The sequence below is a fragment of the Desulfuromonas sp. genome, assembly GCF_002868845.1.
GTDB lineage: Bacteria > Desulfobacterota > Desulfuromonadia > Desulfuromonadales > BM501 > BM501.
Genome location: NZ_PKUB01000038.1, coordinates 106,339 through 124,327 on the forward strand (window position 1 = coordinate 106,339; position 17,989 = coordinate 124,327).

The window sequence follows — 17,989 nt, forward strand, 5'->3', positions numbered from 1 at the left end:
TCGACGGGAGGCGACTGTGCCGCCTCGACCTCGCGCTCGAGTTGGCGGATGAGGTCCGAGACGGTTCGGCGCTGTTCTGTGGAGACCTGGTCAAGCTGGTCGATGACTCCCTCGAGGCGACGGGCGGCGTTCAGGCCGCTTTTGAGCAGGACCACAGCGCCGGGCCCCTCGCCGTGGGCGGCGCTCACCTCTTTGAAGCGCTTGAGGACCGTCGGATGGCTGCGATCGTCCTCCACGACCGCCTTGCGCAGTTCGGCGTATTCCTCGTCGGAGAAGTCCTTCTCCTGTCGGGCCTGGCGCAGCAGGTCCACCGAACGGTAGTCGGGCAAAGGTTTCAACTCCCCCTGCCGGGCGAGCAGTTCGGGCTCTTCTTTCTCCATGTAGCGGTAGGCGAGGGTGAGCTTTTCGGCGGTCGGGCGCTTGATGCGGATCTCCCGGGAGCAGTAATCCTCGAAGGAGTCGTAGCCCCAGTCGCGGAAGAGCCCCCCCTGCTGGACCTGCTGCAGTTTCGACCCGAGCTCCACCCAGGACGACTTGAACTGCTTGGCCGTGGCCAGGACCTGGTAGCGGTCGGAGCCGGGGTCGAGATCCCCCATAATGCGTTCGATGACCATTTCTGCCTTGGACTTGGGTGTTTCGCTCATAGCGTTCCTCGCGGGCGTAGTGTGTGGCCGGAAGTTTAACACAGGGGAATGAGGGAAAAAAGGCGTTTGGGCTTGGCGGGGGAGAGAATCTTCAGTACAATCCAGGGCCCGTTTTTGAAAGGAATTTGCACATGGACAAGAGGCGATTCATCGTCGGGCCCGAAACGGTCCGCATGCTCGAGCTCGGCCACCCCTGGGTGGTCGCCGACCGGTACACCAAAAAGTGGCCGGCGGCGCAGGCCGGCGAGGTGGTCGATCTGTGCGACGAGAAGGGCAGGGGGCTCGCCGCGGCCCTGCTCGACCCGGCCGAGCGCATCGCGGCCCGGGTGCTCGGCCCCCCGGGGACGCGGCCAGGGCGGACCTGGATGGAGAAGTCCTTGGAGCGGGCGGTCGCCCTGCGCCGCGACTACCTAGATCTCTCCGATACGACCGCTTACCGCCTCGTCAACGGCGAGGGAGACGGCCTGCCCGGCCTCACCGTCGACCGCTACGGCGAGCACCTCATGGTGCAGAGCTTCAGCGCCGCCTGGCGCCCCCACCTTCCGCTGCTCGTGCAGGCCCTGCAGCGCCTGGAGGACCCTGCGGGAATCTACGAGAAGCTGCGCCCCCAGCAGACCCGCAAGCTCGCCGCCAAGGGCGGGTCGAAGCGCTACAGCAGGCTCTTGGCCGGCTCGGCCGCCCCGGGACGGCTGCCGGTATTGGAGAACGGGCTGACCTTCATGGTGGAGCTCGAAGAGGGTCTCAACACCGGGCTGTTCCTCGACCAACGGACCAACCGCCGCGACCTGGCCGCCCGCCTTTCCGGCAAGAGCTTCCTCAACCTCTTCGCCTACACCGGGGCCTTTTCGGTGGCCGCCGCCGCGGCCGGCGCCTCCCGGGTGACCAGCGTCGACGCTTCCACCGGCTATCTCGACTGGGCCCGGGACAACTTCGCCGCCAACCGCCTCAACCCCAAGCGTCACGAGTTTATCGCCGGCGACTGCTTCAAGGCCCTTGAGGCGATGGCGAAGGAGGGGAGGCGCTTCGACGCCATCCTCATGGACCCGCCCTCCTTCTCCACTACCAAGAAGAGCCGCTTCACCACCCGCGGCGGCACCTCGGACCTGGTCGCCGCCGCCCTGGCCCTGCTCCCCCCGGGCGGCCTCCTCGTCACCTGCTCCAACCACCAGAAGGTCGATTGGGCTGACTACCTCAAAGAGCTGCGGCGGGGCGCTCTGCAGGCCGGCTGCGAGCTGCGGGTGATCGGCACTGCGGGGCAGCCGGAGGATTTTCCTTATCCGGTGTCTTTTCCCGAGGGGCGGTACCTCAAATACGTCGTCGGGGTCCGGGGTTGACCAGGCGGTCGCGTCGGGAAACTCAGGCGGGCGGAGCGTCTGCCGCCTCCTCCAGGCAGGGCCGGAAGACCTCGTGGTAGAGGAACTCGTAGCCCGAGTGCCAGCGCCGCTCCAGCACCGGGTGGCCGAGGGGGAGGATGAGGAAGGGCCTGGACTGCTCTCCGCCCACCGACCCGTGGCCGCCGACCTGGTCGTCGAAGCAGGCGATCTCTTCCCCGTCGTACGCCCCGAATAGGACCAGATCCCCGCAGAGCTCGCTTCGGGCGTAGCGGCGCACCTCCTCCACCACGTCGTGGGGAACCCCGTAGGGGCGCAGGAACTCCAGGTCGGCCGTCGGCGGGTCGGAGTCCGGCGTCGTGCAGAGCGTGCCTCCCCCGTGGAAGAACCAGACCTCGTCCTCCTCCCCCACCCCCACCACGAATCCGATCCCCTTGTGCCGGCTCAAGAAGCGCAGCAGCAGGGGCTGGACCCGCTCCACTTCGCGCCAGCTCAGGCGCTTCCGGGTGCCCGTGATATAGAGGTGGGCCAGGGAGCTGGAATAGGTAATCACCACCCCCCCCTCGGGGTCGACCTTGAGGGTCTCGGGGACCAGGTCCTGGATCTTGCGCTGCAGGAAATCCTTTGTCGCGCGGTAAACGCGGTGGCGCCAGCCCTGGGTGCGGGAGTCGAGCTCCTCGCGCAGAAAGCCGAGCTGGATGCGGGTGAATTCCAGGGGCCCAGAGGAGACCGCCGCCTCCTGCTGTTCCCGAAGAAAGGCACTCACCGCCTCCCCCAGGGTGGCCCCGAAGCGGCTCTGGAAGGGATAACCCGGGGTCTGGCCGTGGTCCGAGAGGAGGACCAGCTGGTAGTCGGCCCCGGCGCCGTAGTTCACGGCCCTCATGATCTCCCCGATGCGTTTGTCGATGTAGCGAAGGTTGCGCAGGGCCGGCCAGGAGTCGGGACCGAAATGGTGGGCCAGTTCGTCGTAGCCGCTGTAGGTGGTATAGATGTTGGGCACCCCGGCGTAGACGTCGGCGATCACCCCAAAGGTCTGCAGTTCGCGCAGGATGACGTTGCAGAAGATGCGGATGAAAGGGAACAGCCCCTCGCTCGTTCGCCAGCGCCTTTTGCGGCGTCCGTACCACTCGTCCTTGCGGTTGGCGAAGTATTCGAGCACCGAGGCCCCGAGCATGCGGAAGGCGCGCAGGGGGTGGAGAATCAGCATGAGCACGATGCGCAGGCCCCCCATGCGGCCGAAAAGGGTCTGGGGGTGGGGAGATGAGACGGTGAAGACGCTGCGCGCGGCCCCGCCGTCGAGGATGTTCGAATAGGAGGAGCCCCCCTCGAGCAGGCCGGGGCGGCCTGGAAAGAGCTTTTCCCTGCAGGACTGGACGTGGTCCGGGTCGTTGCAGGTGAGCACCTGGCCGGTCTCCCGTTCGAACCAGCGGAATGCAGGGATGTCGCTTTCGGCGCCGTAGAAGATGACCGCCTGGGCGGCCGGGGTGGTGCTGGGCAGGCCGGCCCGGTACTCGATGAGTTTGTTGCCGCAGCGCAGAAAGCGCTCGATGTGGGGCAGGTAGCCCCGGTCAAGGGCCTGGCTCAGGTGGGGGAAGGAGAGGCCGTCGATCTGGATGCCCACAAAGCCCCGCCGTCGTCCCTCGAGCAGGCGCGCCTGGCGCTCCTTGCGGAAGGGGAAGAGCTTGAGGCCGTAGTAGAGAGAGTAGAGGCCTTTTTTTAATCGCGTCGCGTGCATGGTCAGGGGATGGGTTGCTGTTCATTATAACAGGTCTCCCCGGTCTGGCTTGGTTTTGCCCCGAGGGGCGGAGGAAATGACCCCTTCCGGGATGGCCAGGTTAGCTCTTCCGTTGTCTTCATGGGCGTTCCAGGTACTCCCGCCCGCCTGCGGAGACAGACGGGGGGGAAGCGAGAGGCCCAAAAAAAAAAGCCGGAACCCCTGAAGGTTCCGGCTTTCGTTTTGGAAGGAGCAGGTCTGTTTATTCGACGACCGTCGCTTTGATGATCAGGACCGGTTCGTTGGGCACGTCCTGGTGCATGCCCTGGTTGCCGGTGGCCACTTTGCGAATGGCGTCGACGGTCTCCATCCCCTCGGTCACCTTGCCGAAGACCGCGTAACCGTAGCCCATGGGGGTCTTGGAGCGGTGGTCGAGGAAGTCGTTGTCCACCGTGTTGATGAAGAACTGGGAGGTGGCGCTGTTGACCACCTGGGTGCGGGCCATGGCGAGGGTGCCGCGTTCGTTCTTCAGGCCGTTGTCGGCTTCATTCTTGATCTTGGCCCGGGTCTTCTTCTCCGTCAGGTCTTCGGTCATGCCGCCGCCCTGGATCATGAAGTCCTCGATGACCCGGTGGAACACGGTCCCGTCGTAGAAGCCGTCCTTGACGTAGGACAGGAAGTTCTCCACGCTCTTCGGGGCTTTCTCGGCATTCAGTTCGGCAGTGATGTCGCCCATGGAGGTTTCCAGTTTGACGACGGGGTTCTGTGTGCTCATGGTCTGTCTCCCTTGTCTTTTCAGGCAGTAAATCAAAGGGCCGGGAGGTTTCTCCCGGCCCGTGCAATGTCAGTGGTGCCGAAGGCCGGAATCTGTTATGCTGTAATGATTCCAGGTACTTAGGTGCCACCAGGTAGCGCTACGTGTAGCAAAACGCGGTGCAAAAAGATCCACGATCTTGCCACGATTCACGGGAAAAAGCAAGATATCTATACAGCGCAGTTGTTGTAGGTGAAGATGTTCTGGCGCTGCTGAGTTGCTTGGTCACTCGAATAGTAGTATAACAACGGGCAGGTATGGGAAGAGATATAGGCCTGGAGTTTTGTTGGAGGCTTTAAAAGAGTTGGATTACGTATAGGAGTTAGTGATGTTCGAGTGGCAGCGGTTTTCTAAAGAAGATTATAAGTCTTATGCCTCTAATCCTGTTTGGACATTTTGGAATACAGTTGTGATGATGGCCTCTTTTGAGACTGAAATTGTTGGTGGGTTTGGTGAAACAGATGAATTTTTTATAGTTGACAGGGAGGCTGTTATCAATAACGGTCTTAACAATGAGTACGATAGGGACTTGACGCCTGTTGAGCAGGTGTTTGATGAGAAGTATGGCAAGTGGAATAAATGCATTTTCGACGCATTGGCACATGGAGGTGTCAAGCATGTAGATGTTCCTACTAGTGATTATGAAAATTATGAAGAAGAGGGTGTTGTTAGCGTAGATTCTAAGATGGGTTCATTTTCGAGAGATGACTTTTTAAGCTGGTTAAGTAAGTCAGCTAAGGGTGGAAAAATTGACGTTGATATAGATGCCTTGTTTGAATTTCTGAATGGCAGGGGTAGTGCACCTTCTCGTAAGGAAGTGGAAATAAAAGTAGTTGAGCTGTCGCCATCTGAGCATCACCGGAGGAATGCCATTAAGCGCCACGAGGTAGATAAGCCCAAGCATAAGGAGTTGAAAGAGTTCCTCATGGCAGACCTCTCTGGAGGCTGCACCTGCACGAAGAGGCAAGCGTGTGAAAGAATATTCAGAGACAAGTATCGCAGCAGTGAGACCTACCTCAAGTCCGAAACAGGTTATGCATATTTATCGTTCACGCGAGAAGTGACAGGGGCTCTCAAGAGAATCGAGAACCAAGAGAAGACAGGAATCAACCGCCATGAGAACACTTCTGGCTTCAGCATGAGCAAGGTCCCTCCCTGCACAAAACACCCCGCCAAATAGTCCAGACCCCCATCTAAATTAGCTTCTCACTTCCTCCAATAGAAAAAATCTTCACCCTACCTTACCTGTAGCGGCACAAGTCTACTTCTGCCGCAAAAATCACGTAGATGCAATAAAAACAGCATGTTAGGCTCCAGTCAAGATTGACAGATTGGAGGTGCAGACATGCGAGACCCGCCTTAGAGATCAACCCGATGCAATAACCCGCAACTGACAACCAAAACTATATTCAAATAACTGAATACCTATTAGAGGAGAAAAACAATGAGCATTGAAAATGAAACCGTTACTGCTGCCCCTGTCGCCCCTGCTGCTGATGTTACCCCTGCTACCCCTACTACCCCTGTGGTCTCTCCCCATGTGCCTGAAGGGACTGCTGCCTCTGTTGTCGCTGAGAGCGGAACCGTCCCTGAAGGTCCTACGCCTGTTGGTCCTCAAACGAGTGATGCCGCTGACCCCATGGAAGTCTTCAAGGCTGCCATTGATGGTCTTGGTATTGCACCTGGAGTTACCACCGATCTGGTTGTGGAATTGGCTGAGCTTGCTAAGGGTGATGAGCTTAAGGCCGACGAGAAGTGGGTTGCTCGTATTCGTAAGGCAATTAAGCCCCTTGACGTTATGCCCAGAATCAAGAGCCAGCTTCATACTGCAGCTCGGAAGGAGCTGGATACGGAGGCGATGAAATACCACCGTCGCACTGGCAAGTTCAAGGCTGTCACTGATGGGGATATCGAAACCCTCTACCAGGAGAAGCTGGAAGCCTACTTGGCCAAGAAAGCCGAAAAGGAGGCCAAGAAGAAAGCGATTACCAAGGCGAGCTAGGCTGGCAAATGAGCCCCAGGGACAACCTCTCTGGGGCTTCATTTATCTCTGAAGGAAGACAAATGCTGCTGCCTACCCCATGGCCATAATCGTACATTTAACGGCGATTTCTTTAGCACTAACTTTGGAACCCAATGGCTATCAAATGCCGCAGCACAAGGCGGCAACCGACCTCGCGGACAAGTCAGAACCGAATACTCATGTCCATCTGACAACGTCTAGGAGACGCTTGCCCACTCAACACAAAAAAAGAGGGACTAAGCCACCCCTGTGGAATAGTCCCAATACTCATCTGCAATATGTGTTGAAGGTGATATTAAAAGAGTACCAATGTAGTGTCAAGAGAAATATTAACGAGTGTCAATGGTCCGCCTGTTGCCTGTGGAGCATGGAGTCTGGTGTAGGAGAATATTATTTTATCCGGATTTCGGATTTCACTTAGCGGAAAACTAGGACTGTTAGATATATATGGAAAGGGCCTGAGGACTATTTGTAACCCCTGGGGTCATTTCTCAGGACAAAAGGATACGGAGTCATGAGTTCTGAAGACGTTAAGGATAGGGATGATGGTAGCGATTCCGAAAGCGTGATGTCTGATGAAGTGGAAGATGACTTTAACCCGTTTCTGAATGCTAGGCCTCTTGAGATCCATAGGACCTCGAAAGCGCCTGAAGTGGATAGCGCGATAGGTGCCCTGTGTGAGCAGCATGGAAAGAAGACATCTAAATTCAAGAAGCATCTGAAAGTATTAGTATGTGACCTGTATCACAATTACAAGGGGCGTAAGGACCGTTATCTGAGAGTTGGTCTTGGGAAGGATGAGGGTGCTTTTAAGCTGATAAGGCGATACAACAGGTTTGAGATTGGGTATCGGTTACTGAAAGACAGTATTGACTACCTGCTCAGTTGCGATTATGTCGAGTATAAGAAGGGCTATCGGCGCAAGGGGTTCGTTAATGGCTTCCAGACCCGTATCCGTGCGACAGAGAAGCTAATACGTTTCCTTGAGGAGGAGCACGACGTAATGGAAGAAATGATCTATGTGTTCCCTGATCAGGAACTCGTAGTCCGGAAGAAGAAGCCAGTAAAGAAAAAGATCACCACCAAGAACAGGCAAGGGAAAAGGGTCAGGCCTATTGTGAAAATCAAGCAACTGGACCCTTATACGGATAACGACAACACCAAGCGATGGCGCAACGTACTTGAACGCTATAACGATCTGATAGCTAAAACCTACATTGACCTTGACTTGGCCGTATACGTGCCGGAGAAGGAGCGTAAGAGGCCCCTATACCTGGACCTCTCGCGGAAGAGGACCAGGAGGATCTTTAGTAACGGGAACTTTATATCAGGTGGCAGGTTCTATGGGGGCTGGTGGCAAGCGGCTCCGAGTGATGTCAGGCCCCATATGCTTATCGATGGCAGGTGTGTTGTTGAGAATGATTTCTCGGGGATGCATGTCCATATCCTGTACGCCATGGTAGGCAAGAAACTTTCTGATTTAGGCCTCCTACCGTATGTTGTGAGCAAGGATAATGATCCCGAGAATAAGAGACCCTATTACAAGAAGTTGTTTCTAACGGCGATTAACGCTGATGGGAAAAGGTCCTGCTTAAGCGCTATCCGAGAGGACATGAGGAAGAATCCAGCTGATTATCCTGATGGAGAAAATGACCTTAGTAAACTGTATGATGAAATTGTTGCATATCATCCACTGGTAAGTGATTTTCTCAAGTCTGGTGAAGGCCTTAAATCTCAGTATGTTGATTCATGCATAGCTTATCGTGTCATCAAGGAAATGACCGATAAGCGGATACCTGTTCTTTGTATCCATGACAGTTTTATAAGTACTGATAGACATGCAGATATCGTACTCGATTGCATGAAGCGAGCGTATATAACAGAACTCAACCTCCTGCTTAAGAGAGATGGTTTCACGCTTAGGTTGACACTTGAAGATGCATTTACAGATGAAACAACAATTGTTCAAAGAGGAATACCACATACAAACAGATTGATAGCAGCTTTAGGAACTATGAAACCACTAGCCCTCTCAAGAGGGCCTAGTACCATTAAAACATCAAGATTGAAGAGAATGAAACCAGTGCATGAAACTCTGAACAGAGATGATCCGATGTACTTATTTAGTCAGATAGCTAATATAGATCCGAAACAAAAAGAAAGACAGCTAATATGGAATCAATCGAACAGGTGTATTGCCACGTTTAATGATACTGTAGAAATTGATACTAGGAAAATACTTAAGGAAAAGAATCCTGAATCATAAGTCTGATAGCAGTACTAATTTTGTTTTAATTCGTTCTTGATACACTGAGTTCGTGTTTGGTACACGAACCTAGTACTTGTTGTATATTAGTTTTGACTCTAGTGATATGTTCTTGATTTATTTCTAGCGTTATGGTTCTGTATCTTCTGTTAGTAGTAGAATTGAAACTATTAAAGAAACAACCTCATTACCCGGCACAAAACGCCCTCAAGGCCAGTGTTTATGCGGGTTTCGTCCGTAATTTCCGGAGGACGAGGGTTGAGCATATAGGAACTGTACCAATATGATTTTCACGTTTCAGTAAGAGGTATGGCCCCACAAGGTCATGCCTCTTTCACTTCAATTCCTACGCATTTCAACAGGAATCAAAATATCACCTCCTAATCGCAACAAACAAATCTATGCCTAAACAAAATTCTGTATTTTAAAGACACAAATTCACATGCTATAAGCAATCCATATTCGACAACCCCAACAGGAGGCTTTCAATGTCAACTCTACTCGAAATGGCTACTGAAATCGTAACTGCTCACGCTTCCAAATCACCCATGTCCAAAGAAGACCTCATCACCGAAATCAGCGATGTCTACAAAGCATTGTCTGCTATCGAGAAAGGTGAGACTCCTGAAGTCGCAGCAGAGGAGGAAACTGCTCCTGCTATTTCCAAGAGGAAAGCATTCGGAAAAAAACAGATCATCTGCATGATTTGCGGCAAGGGAATGAAGACCCTTGCTCGCCACTTGAAGACAGCCCACGAAATGACTGCTAAGGAATACAGGAAACAGTTCGACATCCCCAGGACTCAAGCCCTTGCTGCTAGGGATTATTCTGAGTCCCGCAGGAATATGGCTATTGAGAAGGATTTAGGTGCAGGGTTGGCTAAGGCGAGAGCTGCTAGGGCTGGCAAGAAGAAGTGATCTGAGTACTGGACATACTGCACCACCTAGAGCCTCCTTGCTTTTCATGAGCTTGGGGGCTTTTCTTGTGTCTGCCTTGGGGGAAGCGGGGCATATGCCACTCTTGTTGGGTGATATGTCTCTAAAAGTTGCAAAAATGGTAAGGGCTGTTTTTCCGTTGCCCAGGAGGACTATCTCTAAGCAAGCGTCGGTCAAGGGGAAATAGAAAATTTAAATTAACTGGCTCCAAACTTGCAACAATGTGCGACCGGGCTAAGTGTCCTTGACGCCTGTCTGTTTGCCATGTCAACGCCTGTTTGGAGGAGGAAGAATTGAAGAAGCTGGTTGCATTACTTGGAATGACTCTATTGTTTGTTTGCAGCATTTCCACTGCCTATGCCGATCTAAACGAAGGGTTAGTTGCTTATTACCCCCTAGATGGGAATGTGAATGATCTGAGTGGAAATGGTAATCATGGCACTAAGTTTGGAGGCCCTTCTTATGCGGCTGGTGTATCTGGGAGTGCTGTAAATTTAGATGGTGTTGATGATTATGTTAATCTTTCTGGTTCGATTTTGTCAGAAACCGGTAGTTTTTCCGTGTTTTTTAAGCCAAACACTTTAGACACATCAACACAAACAGATGGCGCCTCATACATAATCTCAAACTTCATGCCTCACGCACCAAATGGTGGGGCACGAGTTTACCTAATTCAAGAAAACAATGGACTACATTACGGAATTGGGGCAATAGAGCAAAGTGCTAGTGTGTTTACCATAGAGAATACACAGGATTGGATTCATGTCGTTGCCACATGGGACAACGGTTTGTATGAAATATATGTTAATAATAATCTAGTTGATACTGCAAATTATTCTGGATACCCAATTCAAGATCAGTTTGCAATCGGTGCTTTCAAGTTTTATCCAAAAGACTTGTTCCGAGGCTTAGTTGATGAAGTAAGGTTTTACAATAGGGTTTTGCAGGGGGATGAAGTAGAGCAAATTTATCACTTGACCGACAAAAGTGAAAGCGGCTCAGTGAGCGAAGGCTTGGTGGCCTATTATCCTTTTGATGGGACTGTTTTTGATCTGAGTGGAAATGGCATCCATGGCCATGTCACTGGAAGCCCAGGTTTCGTCTCAGGTGTTACTGGCGAGGCTGTAGACATAAGTCTCGGCAATTACGTACGAGTCAGTCCCCCCTTTGTTCCGGGTTCCGAAAGTTTTTCAATTGCCTTTGATTTTTATGTAGGAAGTGTTGATGATTACTATATGGATAATGGAGTTAAGCTTTTTACTTTGCAGGGTGGGGATTGGAGAGAAGGGGTTGTTTTAGTAGTAGCCGACACAGAAAACCCCAAGCTGGTTGGTGCAATACAGCCGGAAGCTTACACTAGTGCTACTAAACAAACAATTGAAACTAGCATACAATTAGGTGAGTGGCATAGCATTGCCCTTGTGGTTAACAAGCAAGAAGAAGCAATGACGCTTTATGTTGATGGTTTAGCTGCGCAAACGGAAGAGCTTTTGACTTATGGAAGCATTGACCCGACAATGGACATGCTAATAGGAGCATACGATTATGTTTGGGCAAGACCCGGACATGCTCAAGTACAGTCTGGCAATGTAAAAATTGATAATTTTAGAATCTATAATAGAAACCTAGAAGTTGGCGAAGTTCTTGTGCTGAGCAGCATTGGTGAAGAGTTAGAGCGTGGAAAAACCCTGGATCCAATTGAAAAGCCTCATGGCATAAATGAGCATCTGGAAGTAGTTGAAGGGGTTACATCTGACAGTTGTTTCTTGCGGAGGGGCACAATTTCAGAGTTGGCACAACTAATTGATCCTACAAAGCAAACCTATGTGTTTGTTCACGGTTGGAGGCCTGCCAAAAAAGAGGAATATTTTTTAACTCATGAACAAATAAATAATCCAGAAACAAATATTGAGCTTAGACCATATCTTAAAGAGGTGATAAGGGAGTTGAAGATTAGGAATGGTGATCCAAATGTAATTGTGTGGAACTGGGAGAAGGAGTCACATGGAGACTTGCCTCCGGTAAAAAATGTTGGCCCGCAGTCTTTGTTCTTTAGCTTGGGCTTGGCAGAACTTTTTGAAGAGGCCGAATCACGTTCAGGGTTGTCGTTTAACAATAACGTTCATTTTATCGGACAAAGTCTCGGAGCGGGTGTCGTTGTTAATTCGCTAAGCCTAAGCAACTCAAATGATTATTTTTATGACAAATATTCAAATCATATTGAACGAATTATACTTATCGATCCACCAGAGAGAATAGAAACATCCATCGAGGTTGATTCCGATTCGCTAGAAGGTAAATTAGCCGAAGAGTTTGTCGAAAAAATAACTGAAGCCGTTGCTTTATATGTTAAGACATACTATGATTTGGATCTATATAAAAATATATCTATACTTGGAGAGAAGCTCGGAGAAGAAGTCTTAATAGAGAACTATATTGCTAACAACGGAGAGTTTGACGAGTTCTCAATAAAACTCTTTGGTTTAACCTTTACCGGTACTGTGACAAAAAACCACGGCGTACCGTATATTGATTCCTTTAATGCGGTTTTGAATGACCAAGATCACACTGGGGCAGTGCTTTGGTATTTCGACACCGTAGCAGGGGAAGGGAAATTTACAAATAACTTAGTCTCAAATGCGGACAAAGTAGGGTTTAATTGGGCAGTTGATTCACAGACAGTTTTTCACGGTAATGTTTTAGAGAATAAACCATGGATATATAGTTTTGTTTTTGAAGAAAGTGACATTGCAACTGTTTCAAAGGTTGAGAATCTAATAACTGAGGCAATTGTGCAGATTCCTTTTGAAGTGTTCTTGTTGGGGCCAACGGGTTCTGCAATTAGGCTAGCAAAAGGAGCAGAAGAGATAGTTAGGTTGATATCCGGGTCACCAGTTTATGTATATCATGAATTCAACTTGGATCCGGATGCCCTGTTTATGTCGTTAGACTATGCCACGGCAACAATTGAGCCTGATGCATTATTTTACATTTCAATTAATGACGAAGTTGTTTTCCAAAAATATGGATTTGAAATTGGCAGTGAAGCTTGGGGAGGCACTGGCTTGCTAGATGTCTCAAGGTGGGCTGGCGTTGGGGTTACATTGTCCATTGGGTTGTTGGCAGAGTCATCTAACAATGTGTTAGATCTTAAGAACCTTAAATTCTATGGTGTTGAAGATTGTGGTGTTGGTGACCCTGATGGTGATGGATTGTCTGGTTTAAATGAGTGCACACTTGGAATGGACCCCAATAATAGTGATTCGGATTTAGATGGTTTTGATGATGGGGTAGACAACTGTCCGTTGATTGACAACCCAGATCAGCTTGATAGTGATGGAGATGGCCTTGGTGATGCCTGTAGCGAGCAAGAAACAGATACCCCCTCAGGGGTCAATTCCATAGAGCCTTCTCGTGTTCCCATTCTCAACGGCTGGTGGCTCCTAGCTGCTGCTGGTGCAGGATTTGGACTGGTAAGGCGTAAGCGCAACTAAACTTCCGATTCACATAACTGATCAACCTAAAGCCCCTGTCTTCGGATGGGGGCTTTTTTTGTGCTCTCAGCACACAACCCCATCCCAAGGAGGTCTACATGAACGTGTACGACATGGTAACGAATCGGATTATGGAACTATTGGAGAAAGGAGAGATCCCATGGAGAAAGCCATGGGCCTGTAGAGGAGGCCCGAGGAACATTGTCAGCAGGAAGGAGTATCGAGGTATCAATCAGTTCCTCCTCAACTGCTCCCCCTACTCAAGCCCATACTGGCTCACCTTCAAGCAAGCAAAGGAGAAAGGAGGAGGGATACGCAAGGGAGAGAAGGCAACGCAGGTCGTGTTCTGGAAACTGCTGAACAGGGACGAGGGAGGCGAGGAGAGAAAGGTTCCACTACTCCGCTACTACAACGTATTCAACTTGGACCAGACCGAATGTATCGACCCACCACCAGAGGAGGAGGAACAGGTCAATCCGTTCAAGCCGATCCAGCAAGCAGAACAGGTCATCAGCAACATGCAACAGAAACCAGACATACGCTTCGGCGGTCACAGAGCCTATTACTCACCCCACCTTGATTACATCCAACTCCCTCCCAAAGATTCATTCCACTCCCCTGAAGAATTCTACAGCACAGCATTCCACGAACTATCCCACGCAACAGGACATCCGAATCGCTTAGGGCGTAAAGGGATCACAGAGACCTCGTACTTCGGCAGCCATACCTATTCGCAGGAGGAGCTAGTCGCAGAGTTTGGAGCATCCATGTTGTGCGGAGTTTCAGGGATCGAACAGGCGACGTTGGAGAACAGTGCTGCATATATCCAGGGCTGGCTACGAGTCCTGAAGGGGGACAAGAAGCTCCTGGTCCACGCAGCAGCACAAGCGCAACGAGCAGCAGATTACATCCTTAACCGCAAACCCGAGCAGGACAATTAACCCAACCCAGAAAGGAGATCCACCATGTTCAAATCCATCAAGCACATCACATCAGCAGTAACGGACCTCACAGCCATCGCAGGTAAAGAGGCAACGTTTCAAGTCACCAGGTCGTGCAATTGCGTTACGGATATGACCGGCGCTATTGCTAATGGAGCATCACATCTGCGGAAGGGATACGAGGCGAAACTCGCAAGGAGGAAGGCAAAGGGCAAGGCTCTGATGCTGGATTATGTGCAGGAGGTAAGGGGAGAGTAGCAGTACGAGCAAGAGAGCAAAAACTCAAACACATCGAGAAAAAGGGGCTAGGCCAATTGGGGCTAATGCCCCTTTTCTCTTTTATGGAGGGCACATCATGACCCAGATCCACCCGACCATCAGAACGATGACATGGAACGAAGCACGAGAATTCGGACTCCTGAACAGGGGGCTGCTGATGGATTACGACTGCATCAGCTATCGCCTCTCAGCAGGGACAACAGACGATATCCATACGTTCAAATCAGGAGCAACGTTATTCGTCCTGACAGTCAACACCCGACTCGACTACATAGGATTCGATGCGTACATCGGGAAGGAGGAGGACCCCATAGACAGCATCTTCCTCCAGGACTCCCACGCCATCGAGGAGGTGTTAGGGAGGGCCTGGAGGAGCATGTCCATAACCGCAATCGCTTCCATACTCGCTAACCAGTTCGCTTAACAGCACAGACACAAGCAGCAGGACAAGTAACAGATCAAACGCAGAAGGCGGTGAGCATACCCATGAGGGGTAGAGCTCCCGCCTTTTCTCATTTCAAGGAGGAGAACGTGGCACTCACTAAACCAAAGACTCTCAGATTCAAGGTCATCAAACCGATCTACGAAACATTAACCATCAGGGAATCCTTACCCGACTACCCGATACGAGACAGGCGCATCAGTTCCTCAAGGGACGTTTACCACCTGTTCCAATCCCTCGTTCAGGAGACGAAGGAACATTTCATCGCCCTGCATCTGAACACGAAGAATCGAATCATCTGCATCGACACCGTATCAGTAGGCTCCCTGAGCAGTTCGATAGTCCACCCACGGGAGGTCATGAAATCAGTCCTCCTATCCTCAGCAGCAGCAATCGTACTGATCCACAACCACCCAAGCCAAGACCCGACACCTTCCAAGGAGGATATGGAGATAACGACCAGATTGAAGGAGTGTTGTGATTTGCTCGGTATCCGGCTCCTGGATCACGTAGTCATCTGTGAGGAGGAATATGTCTCGTTTGCCGATAGGGGGATTTTATGAGCGTCTATCGTCGTAAGGGAAGCAAGATCTTCACTGCAAATTTCACAATAAAAGGTAAGCGCTATTTCTTCAGCACAGGGAAGACAACGAAACGAGAAGCACGAGCAGTCGAAGCAGCTGAGCGTCAGAAGATACTCAACAGATCGAAACTCACACCTCAGGAACAAGGAGCAAGGACACTACTTCTCGACGCAATAGATCAGACGTATGAAGCGAGATGGAAACACGGAAAGGATTCCATGCGCTCTTACAGACGAGCAATCAACTTAGCGGCAATAATTGGAAACATGAAGGTTTCTGACATCACCGAAAGCACAATATCTCAACTTACTAAGACTCTCGAATCAAAAGGCTATAGTGTCGCAACAATTAATAGATATTTAGCCTGCTTAAAAACAGTCCTTAAACAAGCAAAACAGCCCTCAGGAGCGATTAAGTTAAAAAAGGAACGTAGCAGTAGGCTTAGAGTTATATCGAAGCCTGAGGAGGCTAAAATCGTTAACCTCTTGCGTCAGACGGACCATGGAACGAGGAGGCAGTATTTTCCTGATGTAGCCGATTTAGTGGAAGTGTTAGTGGATACGGGTATGCGCCTATCCGAAGCACTGAACATGCATTACGAGGACGTGGACTTTGACTCGGGCCTAATCTCTATCTGGGTTAACAAAGGCGACAGGCCCAGGAGCATTCCGATGACACGGAGAGTACGAGGGATACTGGAGAGGAGGAGAACAGATAATCCGATTCAACCATTCACTCTCAAACCCCACCAAGCAGAGACGGCATGGAGGTGGGTCAGGAAGGAACTTGGATTGGAAGGGGAGAAAGAATTCGTCCTACATGCACTCCGACACACAACCGCTTCACGAATGGTCAATGCAGGAATCGACTTGTACGTGGTCAAGGAAATGCTGGGTCACGGCACGATCCAAGTCACGGAGAGATACGCACACCTCGCACCCCATAAACTCGCTCATGCAGTAACCGTACTGGAAGACTAAACAGACAACCTATCTTGATATGCCGTCGGCGGCACTCCAAGCCCCCGACAAGCATAATCCCACCGACCGCAGCTCCGAATCAACTAAACAGCCCACCAAGCATCAACCCTACCTGCATATAGTCAACATATAATTCCCCTCGTACAGCAATGGAAGGAATCCACTCGTCAACCGTGATCCATAATACCGAATCACGCTTGCCAAGCGGAGCGGAAGAACATGAGGACCAGCACTAGGAGCAACCTCTGATGGAGGCCAAATACAGGAAATCTGCATCAATTCAGCGTCATTATCTGCGTCAAAGTCCTGTAAGTGGTTGAAGTAGTGCAACAAAAAGGGGATAGGCAGTCCTCTTGATACTTCATCCCATATTTTGGTATAAGAGTTCTAACTTTTACGAAAGGGACTCGTATGCCATTTTCTGATGAATTGAGAGCGCAGCTTGAGGAGAGTGAAAGGGTGTCGGTCAGCGACTCCTTTGGTGGGCCAGCACTTGGAGGTAGGGCTCCAGACTTTAGGTTCGCTGATATTGTTGATTGGATAATTGCGCAGGATAACAATGGTGCAGAGCAGGTTCATGGCTATATAAACAGGCTAGGCCTTAGGTTAAATAGAGCAGAACTGAAGTACGTCGTTAGCTCATTGTTTAGATTTTCATTCCTGATTGAGCTAACCAACTTAGGGATTAATTCTACAAAAATGAAAACTCGCTGGGTCAGGGGTGAAATAATTAAAACCAGACCCAATAGCTTTGAAAACTATCGTGGTGAATTCTCTCCTGGGCATGATGAAAGGTCGGTACCCTTTCAAGAATGTTTAGGTATATTTACTGAAGCTTTAAGGCTACTGACTACATCTAATGGTCATGTTGATATGCTAAGAGGCTTTAGTTCAAGGGATAGCAGGGGTACGCCTTATGAGTCGGCGCTGACCTATGTGGATAACGACCTTGACCCTTTACATGTAGCCGCTAACATACGACTAGTGCACACTGCGGATCCAAGTTGGCTAATCTCTGCAAGGCCAATATTTAGAGAGATATTAACAAGCAAAAATAGGGATAAGATAGCAACAAAATGCTACAAGACAGATCGAGCGCAGACAGGGGAAGTTCAAACCAATAGAGCAAAGCGGTGGGAATGCCTAAAGATGGATTATCAACACGCTACCCTTGAAGAATGCTGGTCTGTTGAGAGAAGGCTCCTGCAGGATTTAGCTCATTTTGATGGATTCCCAATTCAGGCACGACAACAGCTAATACAGTCTGGTCTGTTTGGACAACAGGTGGGCACAGTTTGTCCTATTACTCTGTTGCCTATGGACTTTTCCAGGTTCCAGGGTGCAGCAACCCATGGAGAGTCTAGGTTTCAGGTTGGGCATATGCATCCCCTGAAGGCTGGTGGGAGTCACGATGGCAATAATATTGCCTGGATTTCCAATGATGGAAATAGAATCCAAGGTGACTTAGATATTGCTGAGGTGCAAAGTCTCCTAAGGGGGATCTTTCAAAGGATGAATTTGGCTACCCAGGCACCGTAACTA

General features: G+C 50.6%; 15 protein-coding genes. 12 read left to right on the forward strand and 3 right to left on the reverse strand.

The features are described 5' to 3' along the window. A partial coding sequence (locus C0617_RS11325; RefSeq protein ID WP_291317132.1) for a hypothetical protein occupies positions 1-644 on the reverse strand: 644 nt, incomplete at its 3' end. Positions 645-775: 131 nt separating this feature from the next. On the opposite strand from C0617_RS11325, the gene C0617_RS11330 reads away from it, so the two are divergent. Then, positions 776-1,978, forward strand: coding sequence for a class I SAM-dependent rRNA methyltransferase (locus C0617_RS11330; protein WP_291317133.1), 1,203 nt, complete (start codon positions 776-778; stop codon positions 1,976-1,978). A 22-nt stretch (positions 1,979-2,000) separates the two neighbouring features. On the opposite strand, the gene C0617_RS11335 is transcribed toward C0617_RS11330, so the two are convergent. Together C0617_RS11335 and C0617_RS11340 are read right to left on the reverse strand one after the other, a co-directional pair. Beyond that, a complete protein-coding gene (locus tag C0617_RS11335; RefSeq protein WP_291317134.1) occupies positions 2,001-3,710 on the reverse strand; it encodes an alkaline phosphatase family protein in 1,710 nt (569 codons plus the stop codon). Between the two features lie 241 nt (positions 3,711-3,951). Continuing rightward, complete coding sequence (locus tag C0617_RS11340; protein ID WP_291317135.1) at positions 3,952-4,464, reverse strand: peptidylprolyl isomerase; 513 nt, start codon at positions 4,462-4,464, stop codon at positions 3,952-3,954. Positions 4,465-4,831: 367 nt separating this feature from the next. Between C0617_RS11340 and C0617_RS11345 the strand changes: the two genes are divergently transcribed. From C0617_RS11345 to C0617_RS11395, 11 genes are all read left to right on the forward strand, one after another. After that, a complete protein-coding gene (locus tag C0617_RS11345; RefSeq protein WP_291317136.1) occupies positions 4,832-5,683 on the forward strand; it encodes a hypothetical protein in 852 nt (283 codons plus the stop codon). Positions 5,684-5,947: 264 nt separating this feature from the next. After that, positions 5,948-6,505: a hypothetical protein gene (locus C0617_RS11350; protein WP_291317137.1), complete on the forward strand. Its 558-nt coding sequence runs from the start codon at positions 5,948-5,950 to the stop codon at positions 6,503-6,505. Positions 6,506-7,040: 535 nt separating this feature from the next. Beyond that, positions 7,041-8,792 carry a hypothetical protein gene (locus tag C0617_RS11355; RefSeq protein WP_291317138.1) on the forward strand — a complete coding sequence of 584 codons (1,752 nt, stop codon included), beginning with the start codon at positions 7,041-7,043 and terminating at the stop codon, positions 8,790-8,792. Positions 8,793-9,280: 488 nt separating this feature from the next. Next, positions 9,281-9,709, forward strand: a complete 429-nt coding sequence (locus tag C0617_RS11360) for a MucR family transcriptional regulator (protein WP_291317139.1) — start codon at positions 9,281-9,283, stop codon at positions 9,707-9,709. A 311-nt stretch (positions 9,710-10,020) separates the two neighbouring features. Further along, entirely contained in the window at positions 10,021-13,221 is a 3,201-nt protein-coding gene (locus C0617_RS11365; RefSeq protein WP_291317140.1) for a LamG-like jellyroll fold domain-containing protein, read from the forward strand. A 98-nt stretch (positions 13,222-13,319) separates the two neighbouring features. Further along, positions 13,320-14,162 carry a zincin-like metallopeptidase domain-containing protein gene (locus C0617_RS11370; RefSeq protein WP_291317141.1) on the forward strand — a complete coding sequence of 281 codons (843 nt, stop codon included), beginning with the start codon at positions 13,320-13,322 and terminating at the stop codon, positions 14,160-14,162. A gap of 24 nt (positions 14,163-14,186) precedes the next feature. Further along, positions 14,187-14,420 (forward strand): hypothetical protein, encoded by a 234-nt coding sequence (locus tag C0617_RS11375; RefSeq protein WP_291317142.1) that lies wholly within the window; start codon positions 14,187-14,189, stop codon positions 14,418-14,420. A 97-nt stretch (positions 14,421-14,517) separates the two neighbouring features. Next, positions 14,518-14,865: a hypothetical protein gene (locus C0617_RS11380; protein ID WP_291317143.1), complete on the forward strand. Its 348-nt coding sequence runs from the start codon at positions 14,518-14,520 to the stop codon at positions 14,863-14,865. A gap of 50 nt (positions 14,866-14,915) precedes the next feature. Then, the gene (gene radC / locus C0617_RS11385; protein ID WP_291317144.1) at positions 14,916-15,446 is read left to right on the forward strand and encodes a DNA repair protein RadC; all 531 of its coding nucleotides are present in this window, start codon (positions 14,916-14,918) and stop codon (positions 15,444-15,446) included. Next, positions 15,443-16,447 carry a site-specific integrase gene (locus C0617_RS11390; protein WP_291317145.1) on the forward strand — a complete coding sequence of 335 codons (1,005 nt, stop codon included), beginning with the start codon at positions 15,443-15,445 and terminating at the stop codon, positions 16,445-16,447. The genes radC and C0617_RS11390 overlap by 4 nt, the downstream gene beginning before the upstream one ends. Positions 16,448-16,858: 411 nt before the next feature. Beyond that, on the forward strand, positions 16,859-17,986 hold the full coding sequence (locus C0617_RS11395; protein ID WP_291317146.1) for a hypothetical protein: 1,128 nt from the start codon (positions 16,859-16,861) through the stop codon (positions 17,984-17,986). Positions 17,987-17,989 lie beyond the last annotated feature (3 nt).

Excerpts from the sequence above, each read along its gene's own strand:
- C0617_RS11330 (WP_291317133.1), top strand. The coding sequence starts at position 776 with ATGGACAAGAGGCGATTCATCGTCGGGCCCGAAACGGTCCGCATGCTC.
- C0617_RS11335 (WP_291317134.1), bottom strand. The coding sequence starts at position 3,710 with ATGCACGCGACGCGATTAAAAAAAGGCCTCTACTCTCTCTACTACGGC.
- C0617_RS11340 (WP_291317135.1), bottom strand. The coding sequence starts at position 4,464 with ATGAGCACACAGAACCCCGTCGTCAAACTGGAAACCTCCATGGGCGAC.
- C0617_RS11345 (WP_291317136.1), top strand. The coding sequence starts at position 4,832 with ATGTTCGAGTGGCAGCGGTTTTCTAAAGAAGATTATAAGTCTTATGCC.
- C0617_RS11350 (WP_291317137.1), top strand. The coding sequence starts at position 5,948 with ATGAGCATTGAAAATGAAACCGTTACTGCTGCCCCTGTCGCCCCTGCT.
- C0617_RS11355 (WP_291317138.1), top strand. The coding sequence starts at position 7,041 with ATGAGTTCTGAAGACGTTAAGGATAGGGATGATGGTAGCGATTCCGAA.
- C0617_RS11360 (WP_291317139.1), top strand. The coding sequence starts at position 9,281 with ATGTCAACTCTACTCGAAATGGCTACTGAAATCGTAACTGCTCACGCT.
- C0617_RS11370 (WP_291317141.1), top strand. The coding sequence starts at position 13,320 with ATGAACGTGTACGACATGGTAACGAATCGGATTATGGAACTATTGGAG.
- C0617_RS11375 (WP_291317142.1), top strand. The coding sequence starts at position 14,187 with ATGTTCAAATCCATCAAGCACATCACATCAGCAGTAACGGACCTCACA.
- C0617_RS11380 (WP_291317143.1), top strand. The coding sequence starts at position 14,518 with ATGACCCAGATCCACCCGACCATCAGAACGATGACATGGAACGAAGCA.
- C0617_RS11390 (WP_291317145.1), top strand. The coding sequence starts at position 15,443 with ATGAGCGTCTATCGTCGTAAGGGAAGCAAGATCTTCACTGCAAATTTC.
- C0617_RS11395 (WP_291317146.1), top strand. The coding sequence starts at position 16,859 with ATGCCATTTTCTGATGAATTGAGAGCGCAGCTTGAGGAGAGTGAAAGG.